The organism is Roseobacter sp. SK209-2-6, assembly GCF_000169455.1.
GTDB lineage: Bacteria > Pseudomonadota > Alphaproteobacteria > Rhodobacterales > Rhodobacteraceae > Pseudophaeobacter.
This window is the reverse complement of the sequence record NZ_AAYC01000005.1, coordinates 225,592-242,556: the sequence shown is the minus strand read 5'-3', so window position 1 is coordinate 242,556 and position 16,965 is coordinate 225,592. Positions and strand designations below refer to the sequence as shown.

Genomic DNA, 16,965 nt, shown 5'->3' with positions numbered 1-16,965 from the left:
GTGCCCAGCCGCAGCCTGGATCTGCCGGGCTCAGGAAACGCGCGAATACCCAGATTGCAAAGGCTAACCAGAATGACCGAAGTCTCCTGCCGCGACCCCAATTTGGTGATGCGCCTCGCGCGTCTCGGCTCTTTTCACCAATCGCGCCTGTCCTTTATGCGTATCCTGACCCGCCGCATGGCGCGGGAAGGCTGGCGCTTTGAACAGACTGCTTTTGAAATTGATGCGAGCGGCGTGGGCCATGCGGTCTATACCGCGCACGGGCCGGAACGCGCCTATTCGCTGATCGCTTATGCTCATGACCTGCCGGCCGAGAAACGCTCGGATCGGGTCATCGCAGAGGCCTGGGATGCGACCTTCACCCTGTTTGACGGTATCCCTAGCACCGATGACATCGAACGCCTTTCTCACAATATTCCGGTGCAGGAAGCAGGCCGCGTGACTGGCTCCGAGCTTTCGGTCTCACGTGCCAACCGGTCCGTGCGCCTTTGGGAGCATGTGGTCAGTTCCCTGGCCGCCGGTGAGCAGCCCGATGCCGCCCAGATCGAGGCGGTCGGCTACCTGATGCGCACCACGGCAGTATACGGCTCCGGCAAGCTGGGGGCTGCAGACCGTGAGATGATCGCGGACCGGCCCGAATTCCGGGTACCGTTCCAGGTGGAGATGCTCTCGGTCTTTCTGACCCGCGCCTTTGTGCGTGATCTGGTGCAGCACATGGCGGATGCCCGCGCCGCCAACCAAGGTGCAACGGCGGCCCGTCTGGATCCCGATCTGGCTCGCAGCATGGGCATCGGCAATTCCACCGGCCTGGGCATGGCGCCCTTTCTTTTGAACCACCCGGTGCTGTTCAGCAACTGGGTCGCCGCGCGTGAAACCGCCCTGCAACGGGTGCGCAGCGTCGAAGTGGCCAGCGCTGAGGAAGCAGAGCTGTTCCACAGCCTCTTTGCCCGCAATAGTGAGGCCGTCGCCCATTGGCATTCTGAGCATCCGGTGCAGGTGGAAAAACTCGCCGCGCTGCGTGCCGATATAGCGGCGCTTTCGGCCAAGCTGGAAGACGAAGGCCTGCCCGAGGTTCAGCCCTGGAACAGCCTCTACCTTTGGGCCTCGGAAGCACTGAGCGTCGAAGGCCAGGAATGGCTGGCCTCGCTGATGCTGGAACCCTATGGGGCGCTGATTGATGACTTGGAGGATGAGATGGCGGCAGACAATACCGCCACCTTCCGCATCGCGGGTGCTATGACGGTGGCGCGATTGCGTGAGGTTTTGCAGGAGGTCTACGGCTGGGCGCTGCAGACCGACTGGACCCAACCCGCCAACAAAGCGCGTGCCTGGTATGTTTCTGAAGAGAAGCTGGAACCGCGCCTGGGCGAACGCTTTGAGGAGCCGATCGAGGAATACGAACAGCCCCTGGCGCCGGGCCGCGATGCAACCGCGCTCTATCAGGCGCTGGCCCATTGGCCAGAAGACACCCCGGTGGCGGAGTTCCTCTTGCGCCATCCCGAACACCGCCATTCGGTGCGCCGCGCCCAGATCGCCAACCGTGCGCCCTATGCCGAGATCCGCGACAATACCATCTCTGAAAATGTGCTACCCATCGATATGCTGCGCTGCAAGCTGGCCTTTTTCGGGGCAATGCATTTCGACCCGCGATCGGATCGCTGGGTGCGGATCTGCATGTACGGCAACGCGCCTTTCCCAGAAGAACTGGCCGAGCGCGACGGTGATTTCTGGGTCTATCCCGATGCGCAGGAGGGCTGAGCGATGAACCATTCTCTGAACGAAATCGAAGCCATGAGCAAACGCGCCGCCCGCGGTGCAGGCCTCTCCTGGGGCCTGGCGGAAGAAGCCGCCAAAGGCACCCGCTGGCTGGCGGCCTTCAGCTTCCCTGGCGCCGAGATGCTAGCTGATCTCCTGACCCTCAATGATCGCCTGCCGGCGCTGGATTTCTCTCCGGCGGTACTGAGCGGCACTTGGGCAGCACCTGCTGGCCGGATGAGCCCTCTGATTGCTGGTGCCGCCATGAGTGACTGTGCAGTGCGCATGGAGGCCGGGCAGGTGATCGAGATGGAAAACGTCTCTTTGCCGCTGCTGGTGGTGCCCTTCGCTGCTGGCGCAGCCCTGCGCCTTGGGGTGCCGGTTTCCGTCACCTGGGAAGATGCTCGGTTGACCACAGATGGTCAGCGGCTCTGTGTGCAGGGGGAGCGGGAGGCAATCCTGTGTTCACATGCCAGCACGCTGACCTGTGCTGCCCCCGCCGAGATGAGCGGCCAGAGCGAGCCGGTGATGCGCGCTGATGTTGATCCCCAGGCCTGGGAAAAACTAGGTGAATTTGCCCACCGCACCTATGCGCCCGCAACCGAAGCCTCGCGCATCTTAGGCGCCGGTGCCGGCCTTAGCGACAACGATTGATTTTTCCGGGGGCAGGTCCCCCGGCCAAGTACAATAGAAAAGGACCCTTGAGATGAGCGCGACTGAAACGCTGACCCTCTCCGAAATCGAAGATCTGGCCTTCAAGGCGCTGGTTGCCGCGGGCACCTCCGAGGAAAACGCCCGCCCGCTGGCTGTCGCAACCGCGATGACAGAGGCCGATGGCGTTGCCTCGCACGGGCTGGCCTATGTGCCGATCTATGCAGGCCATGTGGACTGCGGCAAAGTCGATGGCAAGGCAGTGCCACAGCTCAGCACTCCGCGCCCTTCGGTCGTTGCCGTGGATGCCGCTACTGGCTTTGCCCACGCCGCCATCGACAAGGGCTTTGAGGCGCTGATCCCGCTGGCCCGCGAACAGGGCATTGCCGCACTTGCGGTCAACAACTCCTACAATTGCGGCGTCCTGGGCGTGCATACCCAGCGTCTGGCACAGGCGGGTCTTATGGGGATCGGCTTCACCAATGCGCCGGCCTCCATTGCGCCCTCTGGCGGCGCAAAGCCAGTTGTTGGCACCAACCCGTTTTCCATCGCGGCCCCCGGTGAGGATGGTGAAGCGCGGGTGCTGATCGACCAATCCGCCAGCACCATTGCCAAGAGCGAAGTGATGAAACACTCCCGCGAGGGAAAGCCGGTGCCGGAAGGCTGGGTGCTGGATGCGGAGGGCAAGCCAACAACGGATCCCGATGCGGGCCTCAAGGGCTCCATGGTGCCTTCGGGCGGCTACAAAGGTGTCGGCATTGCCCTGATGGTTGAGATGATGGCCGCCGCTATGACCGGTGCCACCCTGGGGACTGTTGCCAGCCCCTTCTCCGGCCCTGTTGGCGGCCCGCCCAAGACCGGCCAGTTCTTCATTGCGATTGACCCCGCCGCGACCTCCGGCGGTGCCTTTGCAGATCGTATGACGGCCCTGGTAGCTTCGATCCGTGAGCAGGATGGCGGCCGCTTGCCCGGTGATGGCCGGGCCAAAGCACGGGTACGTGCAGCAAGCGAAGGCGTTGCGGTCAACTCCGCGACACTGGAGAAAATCCGCGCGCTGCTCTGATCGTTTTGTGATAGCTTTCACGCAAGGTCGCGAGAGAGCCCCCAAAACAAAAAAAGGCCCCGTTGCAGTTTGCAGCGGGGCCATTTGCGTTTGACTGTCTAGGGTTACGCAAAATGCTCTAGTCGCGTGCCGGGGAAGTGGCGTATCAGCTCTGATGCGTCCTCCTGACTGAGAAGGCAAAGTGCTGTAGAAAAACCGTCTGCCAAGGCCGCAGAGGGGGCGCTGACCGAAACAAGGCGCTTAAGATGGGCAGCTTCACCGGACCTTGGGTCCAGGATATGGCTGCTGCCATCGCTCAACTGGGTGCCGCTCCCGGCGGAGGTCGCAAGCGCCCGATCCTGAAGCGTCACACGCTGCAGGATGTCTCCGGCCGGGGAGGTGATCCCCGCACGCCAGCCATTGCCGTCCGGGCTGAGACCCGAGGCACTGATCTCCCCCATGTCGACCAGGATATCTGTCAGACTTTCGCTGCGCAGAAGTGCTGCAATTCGGTCGGTGATATAGCCCTGTGCAATCCCGTTCAGGGTCAAGCCCATGTCTGGTCGTGCAAAAGATACGGCCGAGGGATCATAGCGCAGATGCTGAAAACCTCTGTTCAGACCAGCTTCGCTTTTTCCCAGCGCCCGTGCTTGCCAGAGTGGCTGAACAGTTGGATCAAAGGCGCCCTTGCTGGCCCGATGTAGGCTGGCAGAGAGTGAAAGAATGTCCAGTAACTCGGGTGAGGGGAGGGCTATCCGACCGGTTGCGTTCAGACGCGCCACTTCGCTATCGGGCCGGTAGATACTGAAGATGGCTTCGAGGCGGGAGAGCTCCTTTTCGACGCGGGCAAAAACCGGCGCTGCCTCTTGCGGGTCAAGCCCGGCGAGGGTCATCTGGGCCGTGGCCCCCAAGGCGTGGCCTTGCCAATGGGCAACCGGTGAGTTGGCTGCAAGTGCGGGACCAGCAACCATCAGCGAAGCGGAGAGGCACAGAAAGCGCCGACGGCTTTGTGAGGGGCTCATGAGGGGGTCTCCAATTTCAGGTCGAGGTCAATCGGGCCAAGAGCGACCTCGGCAGGGATCTCTTCCAGTGTTCCGGTGTAGCCGCCATAACGGTCAACAAAGGCCTGGGCGGCTTCTGCTGTTGCAAAGGGCACCAGCTCTGGCGCACCCATGCCGCCTGCCACATTGCTGTCGATGACAAACACGGCGTCACTCACATTGATCCAGTTGTCGGCGCCGGGTTCGGCCCAACTGGCTGCCACGCCCATATCGCTGACATAGACCGCAGTGATATCCGCATCCCGTTCGGGCCCTTTGAGATAGGCCACCATGTCGCGCACCTGGGCAAAGAACAGCGGTGCGGGATAGCCCTCCAGATGGATCTGGCCCTTGGGTCCGCCATGTTCTGCGATGTTCATTTGGCAAAAATAGCTCAGCGCCGTCTGCGTCAGTTCAACCGGGGCTGGGGGCGCCTTGGCCTCTTCTTCCTGACAGGCGGTAAGCGCCAGGGTGGCTGCAGCCAGCAGGGGGGCGAGGGGCGAAAGTCTCATGGTTCCACCTTTTGAAATGCGGCGCGGGCCAAAAGAAAGCCGAGGATCGGCCAGGCCAGCAAGGAGAGTGGGGCGGCCCAGGTGGGCAGCGCGGCGGCGGCACCGGCCATGCCGCTGGAGAGTGCGACGCCCTCGGAGGCGGCGATATTCCACAGACGGAAGGCATCCGCTGGATTGGCCACCATGACCCAGGGAAAGATGCTTTGCGTAAAGACACCGTCGCCATCCATGACCACGGCACCAAGCAGCGCCAGATCAAAAAGCACCACAAAGACCAGCCAGAGCCCTGCAGAGAGTCCGGCGGCAGCAGTGGTGCTATTGGCCAGGGCCGAAATCGCATAGCCTAGAACTAGAAAAACTGCACCCAGCAGGATTGAGGTCAGTACCAGCCGTGCGAGCGCCAGGAGGCTCTCGGCTCCAGCCCCGCCAAACCAAGCCGCAATTGCTCCGGCCGCGCCAAAGCCAATGACCATGGCAATCGTCAGCGCTGCGAGATGGGCCAGGAATTTGCCCGCCAGCAGCTCTCCGCGCCCCGCCGGATAGGTGAGCAGCAGCGCGAGACTGCCGCGGTCCCTGTCGCCTGCGATGGCATCAAAGCCCATCATAAGCGCCAGAAGCGGCGCCAGATAGACTGAGAGCGTGGTCATCGAAGCAACTGAAATGGTCAGCATATCGACGCCCAGGGTCCCGGTTGGGGCAGAGCCCGCAAAGGACAGCGCCAAGGCAAAGGCCAGCATGATCAATGTGGCCATAAAGATCCAGAGATTACGTCTGAGGATGGTCAGTTCTGCGCGGGTGATGGCGAGGAAACGCATCAGTTCAGCTCCTCGTTGGAGTAGTGGCGATAGAGGTCATCCAACCGTGGTGGCACCATGTCGATATCCACAACGGCATCCCCCAAGGCGGCGATGCGGCGCAGCTCTGCCATCTTGTCCTGCGGGGTGCAGAGGATCTCGACCGAAGCGCCGTTGATGCGGCGCCCGCCGGTTTCTAGCGCGATACGATCTGCCTGATCCCCGCTGGCGCGCAGGCGCAGTTTCACGGGCAGGCCCGCCTGGGCCGAGAGGCCCGCCAGCGTGTCATCGGCTACTTTGCTCCCCTTGCGCATGATGGCGATGCGGTCAGTGCGGGCCTCGACCTCCGTCAGGGCATGGCTGGCGATCAGCACTGCGGTGCCCTGGGCGGCCAGTTCATCAATGATAGCATAGAGGTCTTGGCGTGAGATCGGGTCCAGGCCGCTGGTGGGTTCATCCAGCAGCGCCAGTTTGGGCCGTCCCAGCAGAACCTGCGCCAGGCCTAGGCGCTGGCGCATGCCCTTGGAATAGGCGCCGATGCGGCGGTGCATGGCCTCACCCAAGCCTACCCGCTGCAGCAGGGCGGCGATATCGGGTTTCTCGCCGGAAAGACGCGCAAAAGTCTTAAGCTGTTCAAATCCAGTCAACGCCGGATGGAAACTCACGGCCTCTGGCAGAAAGGCTGTGGCCACACGGGCGGCTCCTGTGCCGGGCCGAGCCCCGCAGATTGAGATAGTGCCGCCTTCAGCATTAATAAGGCCCAGGACGGATTTGATCAGCGTGGATTTGCCGGCCCCATTGTGGCCCAGCAACGCCAGCCGCTCGCCGGCATAAAGCTCTAGGTCAATGCCATGCAGTACCTGAGTTTTGCCCCGGAACTTATCGAGGCTTGAAATCTTCAGGATTGGCTCATCGCGCATTTTATCCATCCTGTTCTACCCTGTTTGCGGCTTCCGGTAGTTCCGGGCGCATCAGGGGATTGCTGTCAATAACACCGCCGGGCAGCAGCGCGGGGAAGGCGGACTGCGACCAGCGTACCAGCTGCACGGCAGGCGACCCCATCAGGAGCTTGGCGGCAGGCTGGGTCCAGAGCACATGGTCCATGCTGTCATTGGGCCGGTAGGGCGCATCCGCAATGCCATTGCCGTCGACATCAAAGCCTGCAAAGTCAGACCAGTAGTTGCCGCGCCCTTCTTCGGACCATTCCACCCACTGGGTGGAGACGTATTTCACCTGGTGCCGGTTGCCGACAAAGGCATTACCTACCATCCGGTTACCCTCGCTTCCGGCGGTGAAATGGATGCCAATGCCGCAGCCCTGGAACCAGTTTCCGGAGAAATCGTTCTTGTGGGAATTGTAGAGGAATGTGCATTTGTCCTTGGCGCTTTTTACATAGTTGCCGCTGATAACACCCTTATTGGTGTAGTTCAGCATCACGCCATGATCTCGGTCATTGAGGGAGACATTGTTCATCACCTTGACCCGGGTGGAGAACATCACCGCATAGCCCAGGTGGTTGCCGATTGAGACATTATCCGAGACCTCGGAGTTGTCGGCATACATGTAGTGGACCGCAAAGCGCAGGTCGCGGAAGAGGTTGCCGCGGAAGGTGTTGCGCTTGGAGGAGTTCACAAAGATCCCGTCGCGGCCCCAGCGGATGTCATTGCCTTCAACGGTGGCGCCGGGGGCGTTCCAGACATAGACCCCATTGCCGCGCATGTTCATCAGACGGTCCTGGCGGCCTTCGATGGTATTGCCGGTCACCAATGCGTCACGGGCGCCATGGATGTCGATGCCGTAGAGATTGCCCAGGACGGTGTTGTCGCGGATCACTGGCGCGCGGGCTGTTTTTGTCAGCTGAATACCGCTATCAATCGTGCCGTGATCAGAGCCGGAGCCCTTCACGGTCAGCCCCTGGACGGTAATGCCGGGACCTGTGACTGTGACCACGCTGCCCTGGCCATCGCCCTGCAGCGTCGCATGGCCCTGACCATCCAATGTGATGGGCCGGTCAAGTGTAATGCGTTCATTGTAAATACCAGGCGCCAGACGGAGGGTATCCCCGTCCGCCGCCTGAGCGAGAACATGTGCAATGGCGCCCGCCTCATTGGGGACCTGCCATTCGGCAGCCCAGGAGGCGGGGACCATCTGAAACAGGCCTAGTGTCAGGCCCAGCAGCAGGCTGGGCAGCGCCCGCCCCGCCCCCAAGGCGGGCGCTTTCGCACCCGCCCGGACTGGGCGCCGCCCAGTCGTGTCCGGATCGGATTGGGGGTGGAGCCAGCGCATCTTAGGCGCCCCGGGGCTCGACGAACATGCGGCCGCGCATCTCCATGTGCAGCGCGTGGCAGAACCACTGGCAGTAGTACCAATGCACGCCGGGACGCTCTGCCACAAAGGTGACGGAGGCGGTGGCCATCGGGCCGATCTCCATGGCGACGCCAAAGTTGGCCATGCAGAAGCCGTGGGTCAGGTCGTCGATGTCATCCAGGTTGGTGACGATCACGGTGACCTCATCGCCCTGCTTTACGGTGAAGCTCTCGAGGCTGAAGTTCGGCGCCTGGCTCGACATATAGACGCGAACCTTGTTGCCGTCCCGGATGATGCTGTCCTGATAGTCGTCAAGATCCACGCCGTCGGCCTCGGCCTGGGCGCGGGCATCGGCCCAGGTTGGGTCGTTGCGCTCCCAGACATCCACCGGGTTCACCTTGGAACGGTGCACGATGATCGAGTCATGCGGTTCGGCAAAGGTCGGGCCATCGTGGACCACCTTCATCTTGTCGCCGGAGATATCAATCAGCTGCTCGTTTTCAGGCTTCAACGGACCAACGTTGAGGAAGCGGTCCTTCGAGAACTTATTCATCGAAATCAGCCACTTGCCATCCGCCTCAGCGGTCTCTCCCATGGAGGTGGAGTTGTGGCCCGGCTGGTACTGCACGTCCACTTTGTCGAGGATCGGATCGACGTCGGCACCGGCATAGGCCTGGATTGCCTTGGCGATGTCCCACTTCACCACCTGGCTGTCGAGGAACAGGGTGGTATAGGCGTGGCCACGGTTGTCAAAGGCGGTGTGGAGCGGACCAAGACCAAGCTGCGGCTCTGCCACGATGGCCGAGCGCGGATCGGCGTCCTGATCAAAGACCGGCGCCAGTTTCTCCACGTCGATGACCGAAACGGTGGGCGAGAGCTTGCCCGCGATCATGATGTGTTTCTTGTCCGGAGCCGCGTTCACACCGTGAGGCGAGTTCGGGATCGGGACATAGCGGGTCAGCTTGCCGGGCGCGCCCTTGCGGCCGTCAACAACCTTGACGCCTTTCAGCTCCTGATACTCGCCTGCCTCGATGGCAGCTTCGATGGCCTTGATGTTGAAGACAACAACATGGTCCAGCTCGCTCTCGGTCATCTCGGCCAGGTTCATACCCATTTCCGAGTTGTAGGAGGTCGAGAAGGCGTAGTTGCCCTGGTAGTCGCAATCGGTGTTGTCGAGGTTGCCCGAAACAATGACCTGCCAGGCTACTTCCATGCTGTCGCCGTCGATGGCGGTGAAGATGTTCACATATTCTTCGGGCTTGTCGAGGATCGAGCCATCGTTGACCAGCGGTGCTTCGTGCTCGCCATTGGCAAAGACATAGCCGGTGCGAGGGTATTTCTGTGGGCGCAACCCGTGAATGTCATGAGCGTTGGGGATCTCGATGATCTTGTCGCATTTCATCACGTCGCAGCGCACCCGGGCGACGCGGGTATTGGCCTTGTCGTTCATGAACAGATAACGGCCGTCATAGCTGCCGTCGGTGAAAGACATATGCGGGTGGTGCAGGTCGCCGTTGTCATAGGTGACCTTACCGTTTGCGGCGAGGAATTCCTTGGTTTCCGGCAGCAGGCCTTCGGTCAGGACCTTCAGTGACTCATTGGTCTGGCCCCAGCCGGTGGCAGAGCAGCGGTTGAAAACCGGCACCCGCATCAGCTCACGCATGGAAGGCACGCCCATGATGCGCAGCTCACCGGTCTGGCCCGAGGACCAGAAGCCGTAGTATTCATCCAGTTCGCCCGGTGCCAGAGCTGATTTGGCGCCAGCGGCCTTGGCTGGGCCTGCGCCCATCATCGCACTGCCAACGCCGGTGGCGGCCAGGGCTGCACCGGTTGCGGTTGCGCCCAAGAGGCCGCGGCGGGTCACGCTCAGGTTGGATTTGGTGTCTTCAGACATGATGTCCTCCTTCAGGAAACAGGTGTCTTGTTCGCGTTGGGGTGATTGGCCGGCGGGCGGCCAATTTTGAGGTCAGGACCGGGAGTGCCGGTCTTGGCACGGCGCTTGATCTGTTTGATCACCACCGGGCATTTGGTGTCGGACTGGTAGAGCACCTGACAATGCAGACAGTTGACGCATTCGTTGGGGTTGATTTCACCAGTCGGATGAATGGCCTGGACAGGGCATTCGTTAGAGCAGGTCTGACAGGGGCTGCCGCATTCCTTGTAGCGTTTCAGCCAATCAAACATGCGGATCCGCGCGGGGATCGCCAGCGCGCCACCCAGCGGGCAGAGGTAGCGGCAATAAAAGCGCTCCACAAAGAGACCCGCCAACAGCAGCAGCAGTGCGAAGATTACAAAGGGCCAGTCGCGCACGAATTTCAGAATGATCGCGGTCTTGAAGGGTTCGATTTCCGCATAGGTCTCTGCCAATGGCATCGAGACGATGGAAAGACCAAAAAGACCCAGGAAGATCATGTATTTCAGTGGCCAGAGGCGCTCATGCAGGCCCCAGGGCAGGGTCCATTGTGGTACCTTCAGGGCGCGCGCCAGCTTGTTGGTCAGCTCTTGCAGTGCACCAAAGGGGCAGAGCCAGCCGCAATAGGCGCCACGCCCCCAGAACAACAGAGCTGCTGCGATGGCGAACCACTGGATAAAGACCAGTGGATCCATCAGGAAGGCATCCCAGGTAAAGCCGGAGCGCAGCGAGGCGGTCAGGGCCATCAGGTTCACCACCGAGAGCTGCGCATTGGCGTACCAGCCCAGGAACACCAGGGTGAAACTGAGGTAGCCCATGCGGAACCAATAGAAGGCGCGCGCATTCATGGTGGCCTGGAACTGGAAGAAGAAGACGGCGGTCAGCACCAGCAGCATGACGCCGAGCACGGCGATCTCCACCTGCTTGTCGCGCCAGATCCGCTGCCACAGGGCCGATTTAGCTGCAGCCTCATCACTGGCGCTGTCGACCACCGCGACTGGGGCAGCGACTGGCAGCATGTATTGCTCCGGCAGCTTGTAGCCCAGATCAAAGGTCAGGAAAGTCTTGTCGATGGCGCCAACCACCCGCTGCGCCAGCAGCTGGATGCGGAAGGGTTCGGTCGGGTCGAATTCGGAATTCGCCGGGATCTTGAAGATATCCAGCTCGGTGAAGCTGGGGCTGTCATCGGTGGCCAGCTCGCCCAGGCGGCGCTGCTGCTTGTCAAAGAAGCGCACCGAATTGTCGCCCTGGATCAGCTGAATACGGTCAAAGATGCCGCCGCGCACATAGCCAGAGCCTTTGAAACTATAGGCACCGCGTCCCAGGAGAAGGATGGCCTCTTCGCCCTCTTCCAGCCACTCGGTCAGGTTCTTGTATTCCGCTTCGCCCAGCAGGCTGAGGCCTATGGAAGGCACCGAAACCAGGGCCAGATGCATGTCGATATAGGTGCCATCCGGCGCACCGGGTTCTGGGCGCTTGATCGCGCGCTGATCACCGGTATCCGCAAAGGCAGCGTTGATCTGGCCGATGTCGAGAGTCATGCGGCGGGTGGAGCCGTCGCCTGCCATGGTATGCCAGTCAAAGACTTCGCGTTGAGTCATATCGACTTCGCGCTTGGGGCCATCCGCCACATTCGGGGAGAGGCCGCCCAGGCCAAGCGCGCGGGCCACCTTGATACCGCCACGCACAAGGCTGTCGTCGATGATCATGATTGTTACGGTGGCGCCGGAAATGATGTCCAGATCATGAGCCTCGCCGCCGGTGGCGGCCTCAGCCTTCAGATCAAGGCCGGCGTAGCCTTCGGTCAGAGCCACCATTTTGGAATTGGGGATCCCGATCAGAACGATAGGCTCGGAGTGTTTGACCAGTTTCACACCAGTTAGAACCGCGTCCATGTCGATGGCAGCAACAACATGGATCGGCTTGCCTGAGTATCCGGTGGTGCCAACAAAATCCGAGGTCAGAAAGGCATAGGCTACTGTTTCACCGTCCTTGATGACTGGTGAAACAGGCACGTCGCTACGCACCGGGCCAAAACTCTCGGCTCCGGGGAAGAGATCACTGGGAGTAAGTTCGGAGAGAAATGAGGCCAGGCTATCTGCCTGCGCCGGTCCAGGGGCACTTGCTGCCGCTAGAGAAATCAAAAGGGCTGTAATCCAGCCGCAAAGGGTGCGCATCAGATCCATGGCGCCCCTCCTTCTTGTAAGGTGGTTGCCATGGAGGCATCAGATGCGCGCTCCATAGGAGTTTTTTGAATTCGGGGAGGGCCGCGGCCGTCATGCCAGAATTGCGCCGGGTTCAAGAGAACAATCCCCTGCTTGAGGGAATGTGCACTGTGCTGCGGAACAGGGCCGTAGGTCTGTGAAAGGGTCAGAGGCCGGGCCTGGCCGTTTTCAGCTGCACAAAGCAGGCAAATGTCACAATCCGGGCAATCGTCAGAAGGGGTGCGGGTTTCCCCGCTGCTAATTTCAACCTCAACAGGACCAAGGTCGCTGCAAATCTCCACCCATGTTCCCTGATCACTAGCCTGCCCGAGACTGGGCAGAGCAAGCTGCAAAACTACCATGAGGCAGGCCAGCGCCGCCAGTAGGCGGGACAGCATTTTTCTGCCAGTAAGTGTGTGTTGCAGGTTTGAGGACATCAGAGCAAGATTCGGTTTTGTTTCGACCCGAACCTATGCTCCAGGGGCATGTCGCGACTTGTTCTAGATCAAAGAAAAACTGGTTTTTCCGAGATGAAACAAAGTCATAGGTGAGTTTTTGGTGCGATATTAGAACTTTCGACGGGAGGTGTAGTCTAACTCTTTGGCGGTATTGGTTAAATTTCCTGCGCCTTTGGGTTGTTCGCTTGGGATGCAAGAACGGTTCGGGCTGCAGATAAATCGCAAAACCTCTGGTCAGGTTGCGGGCTTTCTATTCCACCACCGGATGTGCTGAGGAGAGATCTGCCTTGATCTTGATAAATTGGCTTTCCGCCAGCCCAAGTGCGGATTCACCGCCCCCCCACGCTCCAATAACTCTGCGCGGCGTCGCAATGGCCGCCGCCAGGGCGTCCTTGAGCGGGACATCGCATTGCTGCGTCAGGACACGAATTGCGGTTGTCAGATCCAGATCCGCCCCAGCCAATGTGCCGTCCTCCAGAGTAAGGCGGCCGTTTTCACGAGAGATCCTGCGCCCCTCGAGTTCAAAACTCTGAATATCCGAGCCTGCTGGCGCCATGGCGTCGCTCACCAGAAAGATCTCACTGGCACGGGGCAACACCTGTGTGCTGCCATCTTGATTAGCGCTTGTTTTGGCCGTCCAAGCGGCGCGCATGGTCGATGGGTGAACATGAATGCCGTCAGCGATCAGCCCGGCGTTCAGCTTGGTGCATTCCAGAGCGGCGCCCACAATGCCAGGCATTCGATTTCCAAGCTGACTCATTGCATTGAAAAGGTGCGTTACGGCACTTGCACCGGCTTCTGCATAGGCGATGGCGGTTTCATAGTCGGCGTCGGAATGGCCGAGCGAGATGATCGCCCCTGCGCGTGCAAGAGTAGAGACCTGTTGCACCGAAACATTTTCTGGCGCGATGGTCAGGAGGAGAGCCGGTAGGCTCTCTGCGGCATCAACCAGATAGTCGAGGTCTTCCTCTGTCATGGGCCTTATCAGATCGGCGTCATGGGCACCCTTGCGGCTGATCGAGAGGTGCGGACCTTCCAGGTGCAAGCCTGCGATTCCAGGCACGCCTTCTGCTATAGCCTGTTTTGTGGCTTCAATGGTTGCGCGTGTTTTTGCGGCGGTATCGGTGATAAGTGTCGGCAGGATCTGGACGCTGCCAAGGCGCCGGTGTGCGGCCGCTATTCGGCGCAGGCCTTCTGGGTTGATGGCTTCATTCAGCATGATGCCATCGCCACCGTTGACCTGCAGGTCCAGGAAGCCCGGGCTGAGAATATCACCGGCTAGATCTGTGCAGCGCGCACCTGCCGGTGGCGATACGCCGTCGAAGATCTCGACCAGGCGGCCCGCCTCAAACCGTGCGAGGCAGTTGTGGTGGAGTTTGCTTCCATCAAAGATCGGGCCACCGGAATAGAAATGCACAGGCGTATTCATAGGGTCTCCGTGACTTTCTTCAGGTGCCGAGGGGCGTCTGGGTTCACTCCGGCCTGTACAGCAACCTGTTCCACCATTGCGTAAAAAGAGACAATGATGGCGATCGGATCTGTGAGCCAATGCCCTGTACGTTGATGGGGCAGGGTTTTAGCGCTGGTAACATGGCTGCTGGTGGTAAAGACCTGCGCGCCTTTTTGCGCCAGTTGATCAGCCACTTCGCAGATCGTTTGCTCTGCGGCATCTGCCGCGGCAAAGGCAATGATCGGGAAATGCTGATCAACGATAGAGACCGGCCCATGCAACACTTCGGCGCTGGAATAGCTCTCCGCGTGGATCTGGCAGGTTTCCTTGAACTTGAGCGCCGCTTCGTTGGAGATGGCAAAGGTCGGCCCGCGCCCCAAGGTGAACAGGGAGCCCCCGGTAAGGGCATCGACGGCCTCGGACCAGTCACATCTCGTCGCAGCTTCCAGCTGGCTTGGTAAATGTCGCAGAGCGGCCAGCACCTGTTGATCCTGTTTCAGCTCTGCCAGCAACCACAGACCTGCGACCAAAGAGGTGACGAAGGTTTTTGTGGCCGCAACGCTGAGTTCGGGTCCTGCGTCGATGTCGAGCGTCCGATGCGCGGCTCGGGCCAAGGGGGAGGAGGCATCATTGGTGATTGCAACGGTGAAACTACCCGCACGACGGAACGACTGTGTCAGGTGCAGGATGTCCGGGCTTTGCCCCGATTGCGAAACCGAAATCGCCAAGGCGTTCATTTGCATAAGGCGGCTGTTGTAAATTGAAGCCACGGATGGTCCGACCGAGGCCATAGGCAAACCCAGGAGGATTTCGCTGACATATTTGAGGTAACTGCAGGCATGGTCGGAAGAGCCGCGCGCAGCGGACAGCAGCAGCTGTGGCTCTTGTTGTCTGATCGCGGAAGCTGCGTCTTCTATGGTCATTTGCCCAGAACTCAAAAGGCGTTCTACAGCCAGAGGAATTTCCTCAATCTCTCGTCGCATTTGCGTGGCAGCAATCAGCATGTTTTGTAACCTTTGACGGGCCGGGATCAATCTGTGTTGATATCCGGGGTTCAGGGAGTGAGGCGCAGTTCCGCGACAAAATCATAGGCGTCGCCGCGATAGACTGAGCGTGTCAGCTCTGCGGTGCGCCCGTTTTCCAGGAAGGAGATCCGCCGAATGCGCAGGCCGGCGGTGCCCTCGGCAACACCCAACAGATTTGCCTCTGCCGCGCCGAGATTGATGGCAGAGATCTTTTGCAGGGCGCGCACGGGACGGTTGCCCGATTGATCCAGAACGTCATAGAGCGAGCTGGTGATGTCGATCGGATTGGGAAGAATGTCCAAAGGAAGCGCCGCATGTTCCAGCGCCATTGGGTGACCATCCGCCAGCCTCAGGCGACGAATACGAGAGACCGAAGCGCCTGCTTCCAAGTTCAGGGTCTCAATCTCTTCCTCTGAGGCCAGAAATACCCCGCGTTCCAGCCAGGTGGAGGAGGTCTGGACCCCCCGGTGTCGCATATCTTCGGTAAAGGATGTGAGCTTGGTCAAGGACTGCTCAACGCGTGCAAGCGGCTCCCTCACAAAAGTGCCGGACCCCTGCCTTTGTTCAACAACACCTTTTTCGACCAGTTCCTGGATGGCTTTTCGTACAGTGACACGGGATAGGCCGGTAATGCCTGCGATCTCACGTTCCGGGGGCAGGGCGCTATTAGAAGGGAGAACCTCTTCTGCAATGGCCTGCTCCAATCGGTGGCGCAGCTGCACATAGCGTGGGCCACTGCTTTGCAAGAGCCAGCCATCCGGAGCCAGAAAATCCGCGATATTCATATGTGCTCCTTTAGCTTACCTGCGCGTGCCAGCTGTTTTGCGTATTCCTGGGCCAGTTGCTTTGCCCCTTCCAGCGGGTCGCCCTGCGGTGCGGTCAGGCAGCTTTGCATCGCATTGGGAAGGTAGGGCGCATATTGCGGCCCAAGGCCGCCGGTGAGGCACAGCGTCAATCCTGGTTTCCAGCCGATTTTCTCCAGTGAGGTCGCAAGGTAGTGGGCACCAGATTGCATGAGTTCTATTGCAAGAGTGTCTCCCTGCTCCGCATGTTCGGCAATGCTGGGGGCCAACTTGCCGAAAGCGGCGGGGCTGGCTTGGGCCGCAAATTCGACAATGCCAGCGGGGTCTTCAAAGCGATCTAGCAGATGCTCTGTAAGGTCGGATGCCGCCAATAGCTTATCCGCGGTATTCAGCGCGAGGGTCAGCGCCCGGCGCCCCAGCCACTGCGCAGAGGCCTCATCCCCCAAAACGGCACCCCAGCCGCCGATGATGCGGGGGTGCCCGTGGATCTGGCTGGCCAGAAAGGAGCCGGTTCCGCAATGGGCAATGGCGCCATCACTCACACCGAGTGCGCCGCGCAACGCTGTGCTGCGATCGTCCTGGATCAGGCAGTGCTCCAAAGGTAACGCCTCGGAAAGCCTGGAACAGGTCTTTTCACCAACCGCGCCGGCTAGTCCAAGGAAGCTTGGGAGGGTGGAAAGCTCCTCAAGCGAGCGGCCACTTGCATCAGAGAGGCGTCGTAGCCCGGCCACGATTTCGCGACAGGCGAGGTTGAAATCGGAAGAGATGTTGCTGGAGCCGGTCTCAACAAAAAAGCTCTGACCCCTATAGGTGAGGGCCAGGCGGCATCTCGTGCCTCCGCCATCAATGGCGATTGTGGAATAGGTGCTGAGCATCTCCATGGGGAATACCTATATAATACCTTTAACCGATCGAAAAGAGGATTTTTTGATTTTTTGGGGCGAAATTGGTCTGTTGGCGGGGTTCGGGGGAGTGAAAACATATGCCATTTAAAAATATCTGGACTTTTGGT

The 16,965-nt window shown here is 60.3% G+C and carries 15 protein-coding genes; 3 read left to right on the top strand and 12 right to left on the bottom strand.

Translation table 11 applies throughout. The features are described 5' to 3' along the window. The first annotated feature begins 72 nt into the window (after window positions 1–72). The 3 genes from RSK20926_RS10200 to RSK20926_RS10190 are packed head-to-tail and all read left to right on the top strand — an operon-like array spanning window position 73 to window position 3,469. A complete protein-coding gene (locus tag RSK20926_RS10200) occupies window positions 73–1,758 on the top strand; it encodes a hypothetical protein (RefSeq protein WP_008206435.1) in 1,686 nt (561 codons plus the stop codon). Window positions 1,759–1,761: 3 nt separating this feature from the next. Beyond that, entirely contained in the window at window positions 1,762–2,409 is a 648-nt protein-coding gene (locus RSK20926_RS10195; RefSeq protein ID WP_008206434.1) for a DUF3726 domain-containing protein, read from the top strand. Window positions 2,410–2,461: 52 nt separating this feature from the next. Further along, on the top strand, window positions 2,462–3,469 hold the full coding sequence (locus tag RSK20926_RS10190; protein ID WP_008206432.1) for an Ldh family oxidoreductase: 1,008 nt from the start codon (window positions 2,462–2,464) through the stop codon (window positions 3,467–3,469). 104 nt (window positions 3,470–3,573) lie between these two features. Here the strand turns inward: RSK20926_RS10190 and RSK20926_RS10185 are convergent, their stop codons facing one another. From RSK20926_RS10185 to RSK20926_RS10130, 12 genes are all read right to left on the bottom strand, one after another. Next, entirely contained in the window at window positions 3,574–4,470 is an 897-nt protein-coding gene (locus tag RSK20926_RS10185) for an FAD:protein FMN transferase (protein ID WP_008206431.1), read from the bottom strand. Continuing rightward, window positions 4,467–5,000, bottom strand: a complete 534-nt coding sequence (locus RSK20926_RS10180) for a nitrous oxide reductase accessory protein NosL (RefSeq protein ID WP_008206430.1) — start codon at window positions 4,998–5,000, stop codon at window positions 4,467–4,469. Before RSK20926_RS10180 ends, RSK20926_RS10185 begins: the two co-directional genes overlap by 4 nt. Next, entirely contained in the window at window positions 4,997–5,818 is an 822-nt protein-coding gene (locus RSK20926_RS10175) for an ABC transporter permease (RefSeq protein ID WP_037254601.1), read from the bottom strand. Before RSK20926_RS10175 ends, RSK20926_RS10180 begins: the two co-directional genes overlap by 4 nt. Next, window positions 5,815–6,723: an ABC transporter ATP-binding protein gene (locus RSK20926_RS10170; protein WP_008206426.1), complete on the bottom strand. Its 909-nt coding sequence runs from the start codon at window positions 6,721–6,723 to the stop codon at window positions 5,815–5,817. The genes RSK20926_RS10175 and RSK20926_RS10170 overlap by 4 nt, the downstream gene beginning before the upstream one ends. Continuing rightward, complete coding sequence (locus tag RSK20926_RS10165; RefSeq protein WP_083805770.1) at window positions 6,716–7,942, bottom strand: nitrous oxide reductase family maturation protein NosD; 1,227 nt, start codon at window positions 7,940–7,942, stop codon at window positions 6,716–6,718. The genes RSK20926_RS10170 and RSK20926_RS10165 overlap by 8 nt, the downstream gene beginning before the upstream one ends. Before the next feature lie 139 nt (window positions 7,943–8,081). Further along, a complete protein-coding gene (gene nosZ, locus RSK20926_RS10160; protein ID WP_008206422.1) occupies window positions 8,082–9,995 on the bottom strand; it encodes a TAT-dependent nitrous-oxide reductase in 1,914 nt (637 codons plus the stop codon). A gap of 11 nt (window positions 9,996–10,006) precedes the next feature. Beyond that, window positions 10,007–12,199 carry a NosR/NirI family protein gene (locus tag RSK20926_RS10155; RefSeq protein ID WP_008206419.1) on the bottom strand — a complete coding sequence of 731 codons (2,193 nt, stop codon included), beginning with the start codon at window positions 12,197–12,199 and terminating at the stop codon, window positions 10,007–10,009. Then, the gene (locus tag RSK20926_RS23400) at window positions 12,190–12,615 is read right to left on the bottom strand and encodes a DUF2946 family protein (protein WP_008206418.1); all 426 of its coding nucleotides are present in this window, start codon (window positions 12,613–12,615) and stop codon (window positions 12,190–12,192) included. The genes RSK20926_RS10155 and RSK20926_RS23400 overlap by 10 nt, the downstream gene beginning before the upstream one ends. Before the next feature lie 310 nt (window positions 12,616–12,925). Beyond that, entirely contained in the window at window positions 12,926–14,104 is a 1,179-nt protein-coding gene (gene nagA / locus RSK20926_RS10145; RefSeq protein ID WP_008206416.1) for an N-acetylglucosamine-6-phosphate deacetylase, read from the bottom strand. Continuing rightward, window positions 14,101–15,129 carry an SIS domain-containing protein gene (locus RSK20926_RS10140; protein WP_008206415.1) on the bottom strand — a complete coding sequence of 343 codons (1,029 nt, stop codon included), beginning with the start codon at window positions 15,127–15,129 and terminating at the stop codon, window positions 14,101–14,103. The genes nagA and RSK20926_RS10140 overlap by 4 nt, the downstream gene beginning before the upstream one ends. A 50-nt stretch (window positions 15,130–15,179) precedes the next feature. Then, on the bottom strand, window positions 15,180–15,935 hold the full coding sequence (locus tag RSK20926_RS10135; RefSeq protein ID WP_008206413.1) for a GntR family transcriptional regulator: 756 nt from the start codon (window positions 15,933–15,935) through the stop codon (window positions 15,180–15,182). Continuing rightward, complete coding sequence (locus tag RSK20926_RS10130) at window positions 15,932–16,834, bottom strand: BadF/BadG/BcrA/BcrD ATPase family protein (RefSeq protein ID WP_008206412.1); 903 nt, start codon at window positions 16,832–16,834, stop codon at window positions 15,932–15,934. Before RSK20926_RS10130 ends, RSK20926_RS10135 begins: the two co-directional genes overlap by 4 nt. Window positions 16,835–16,965 lie beyond the last annotated feature (131 nt).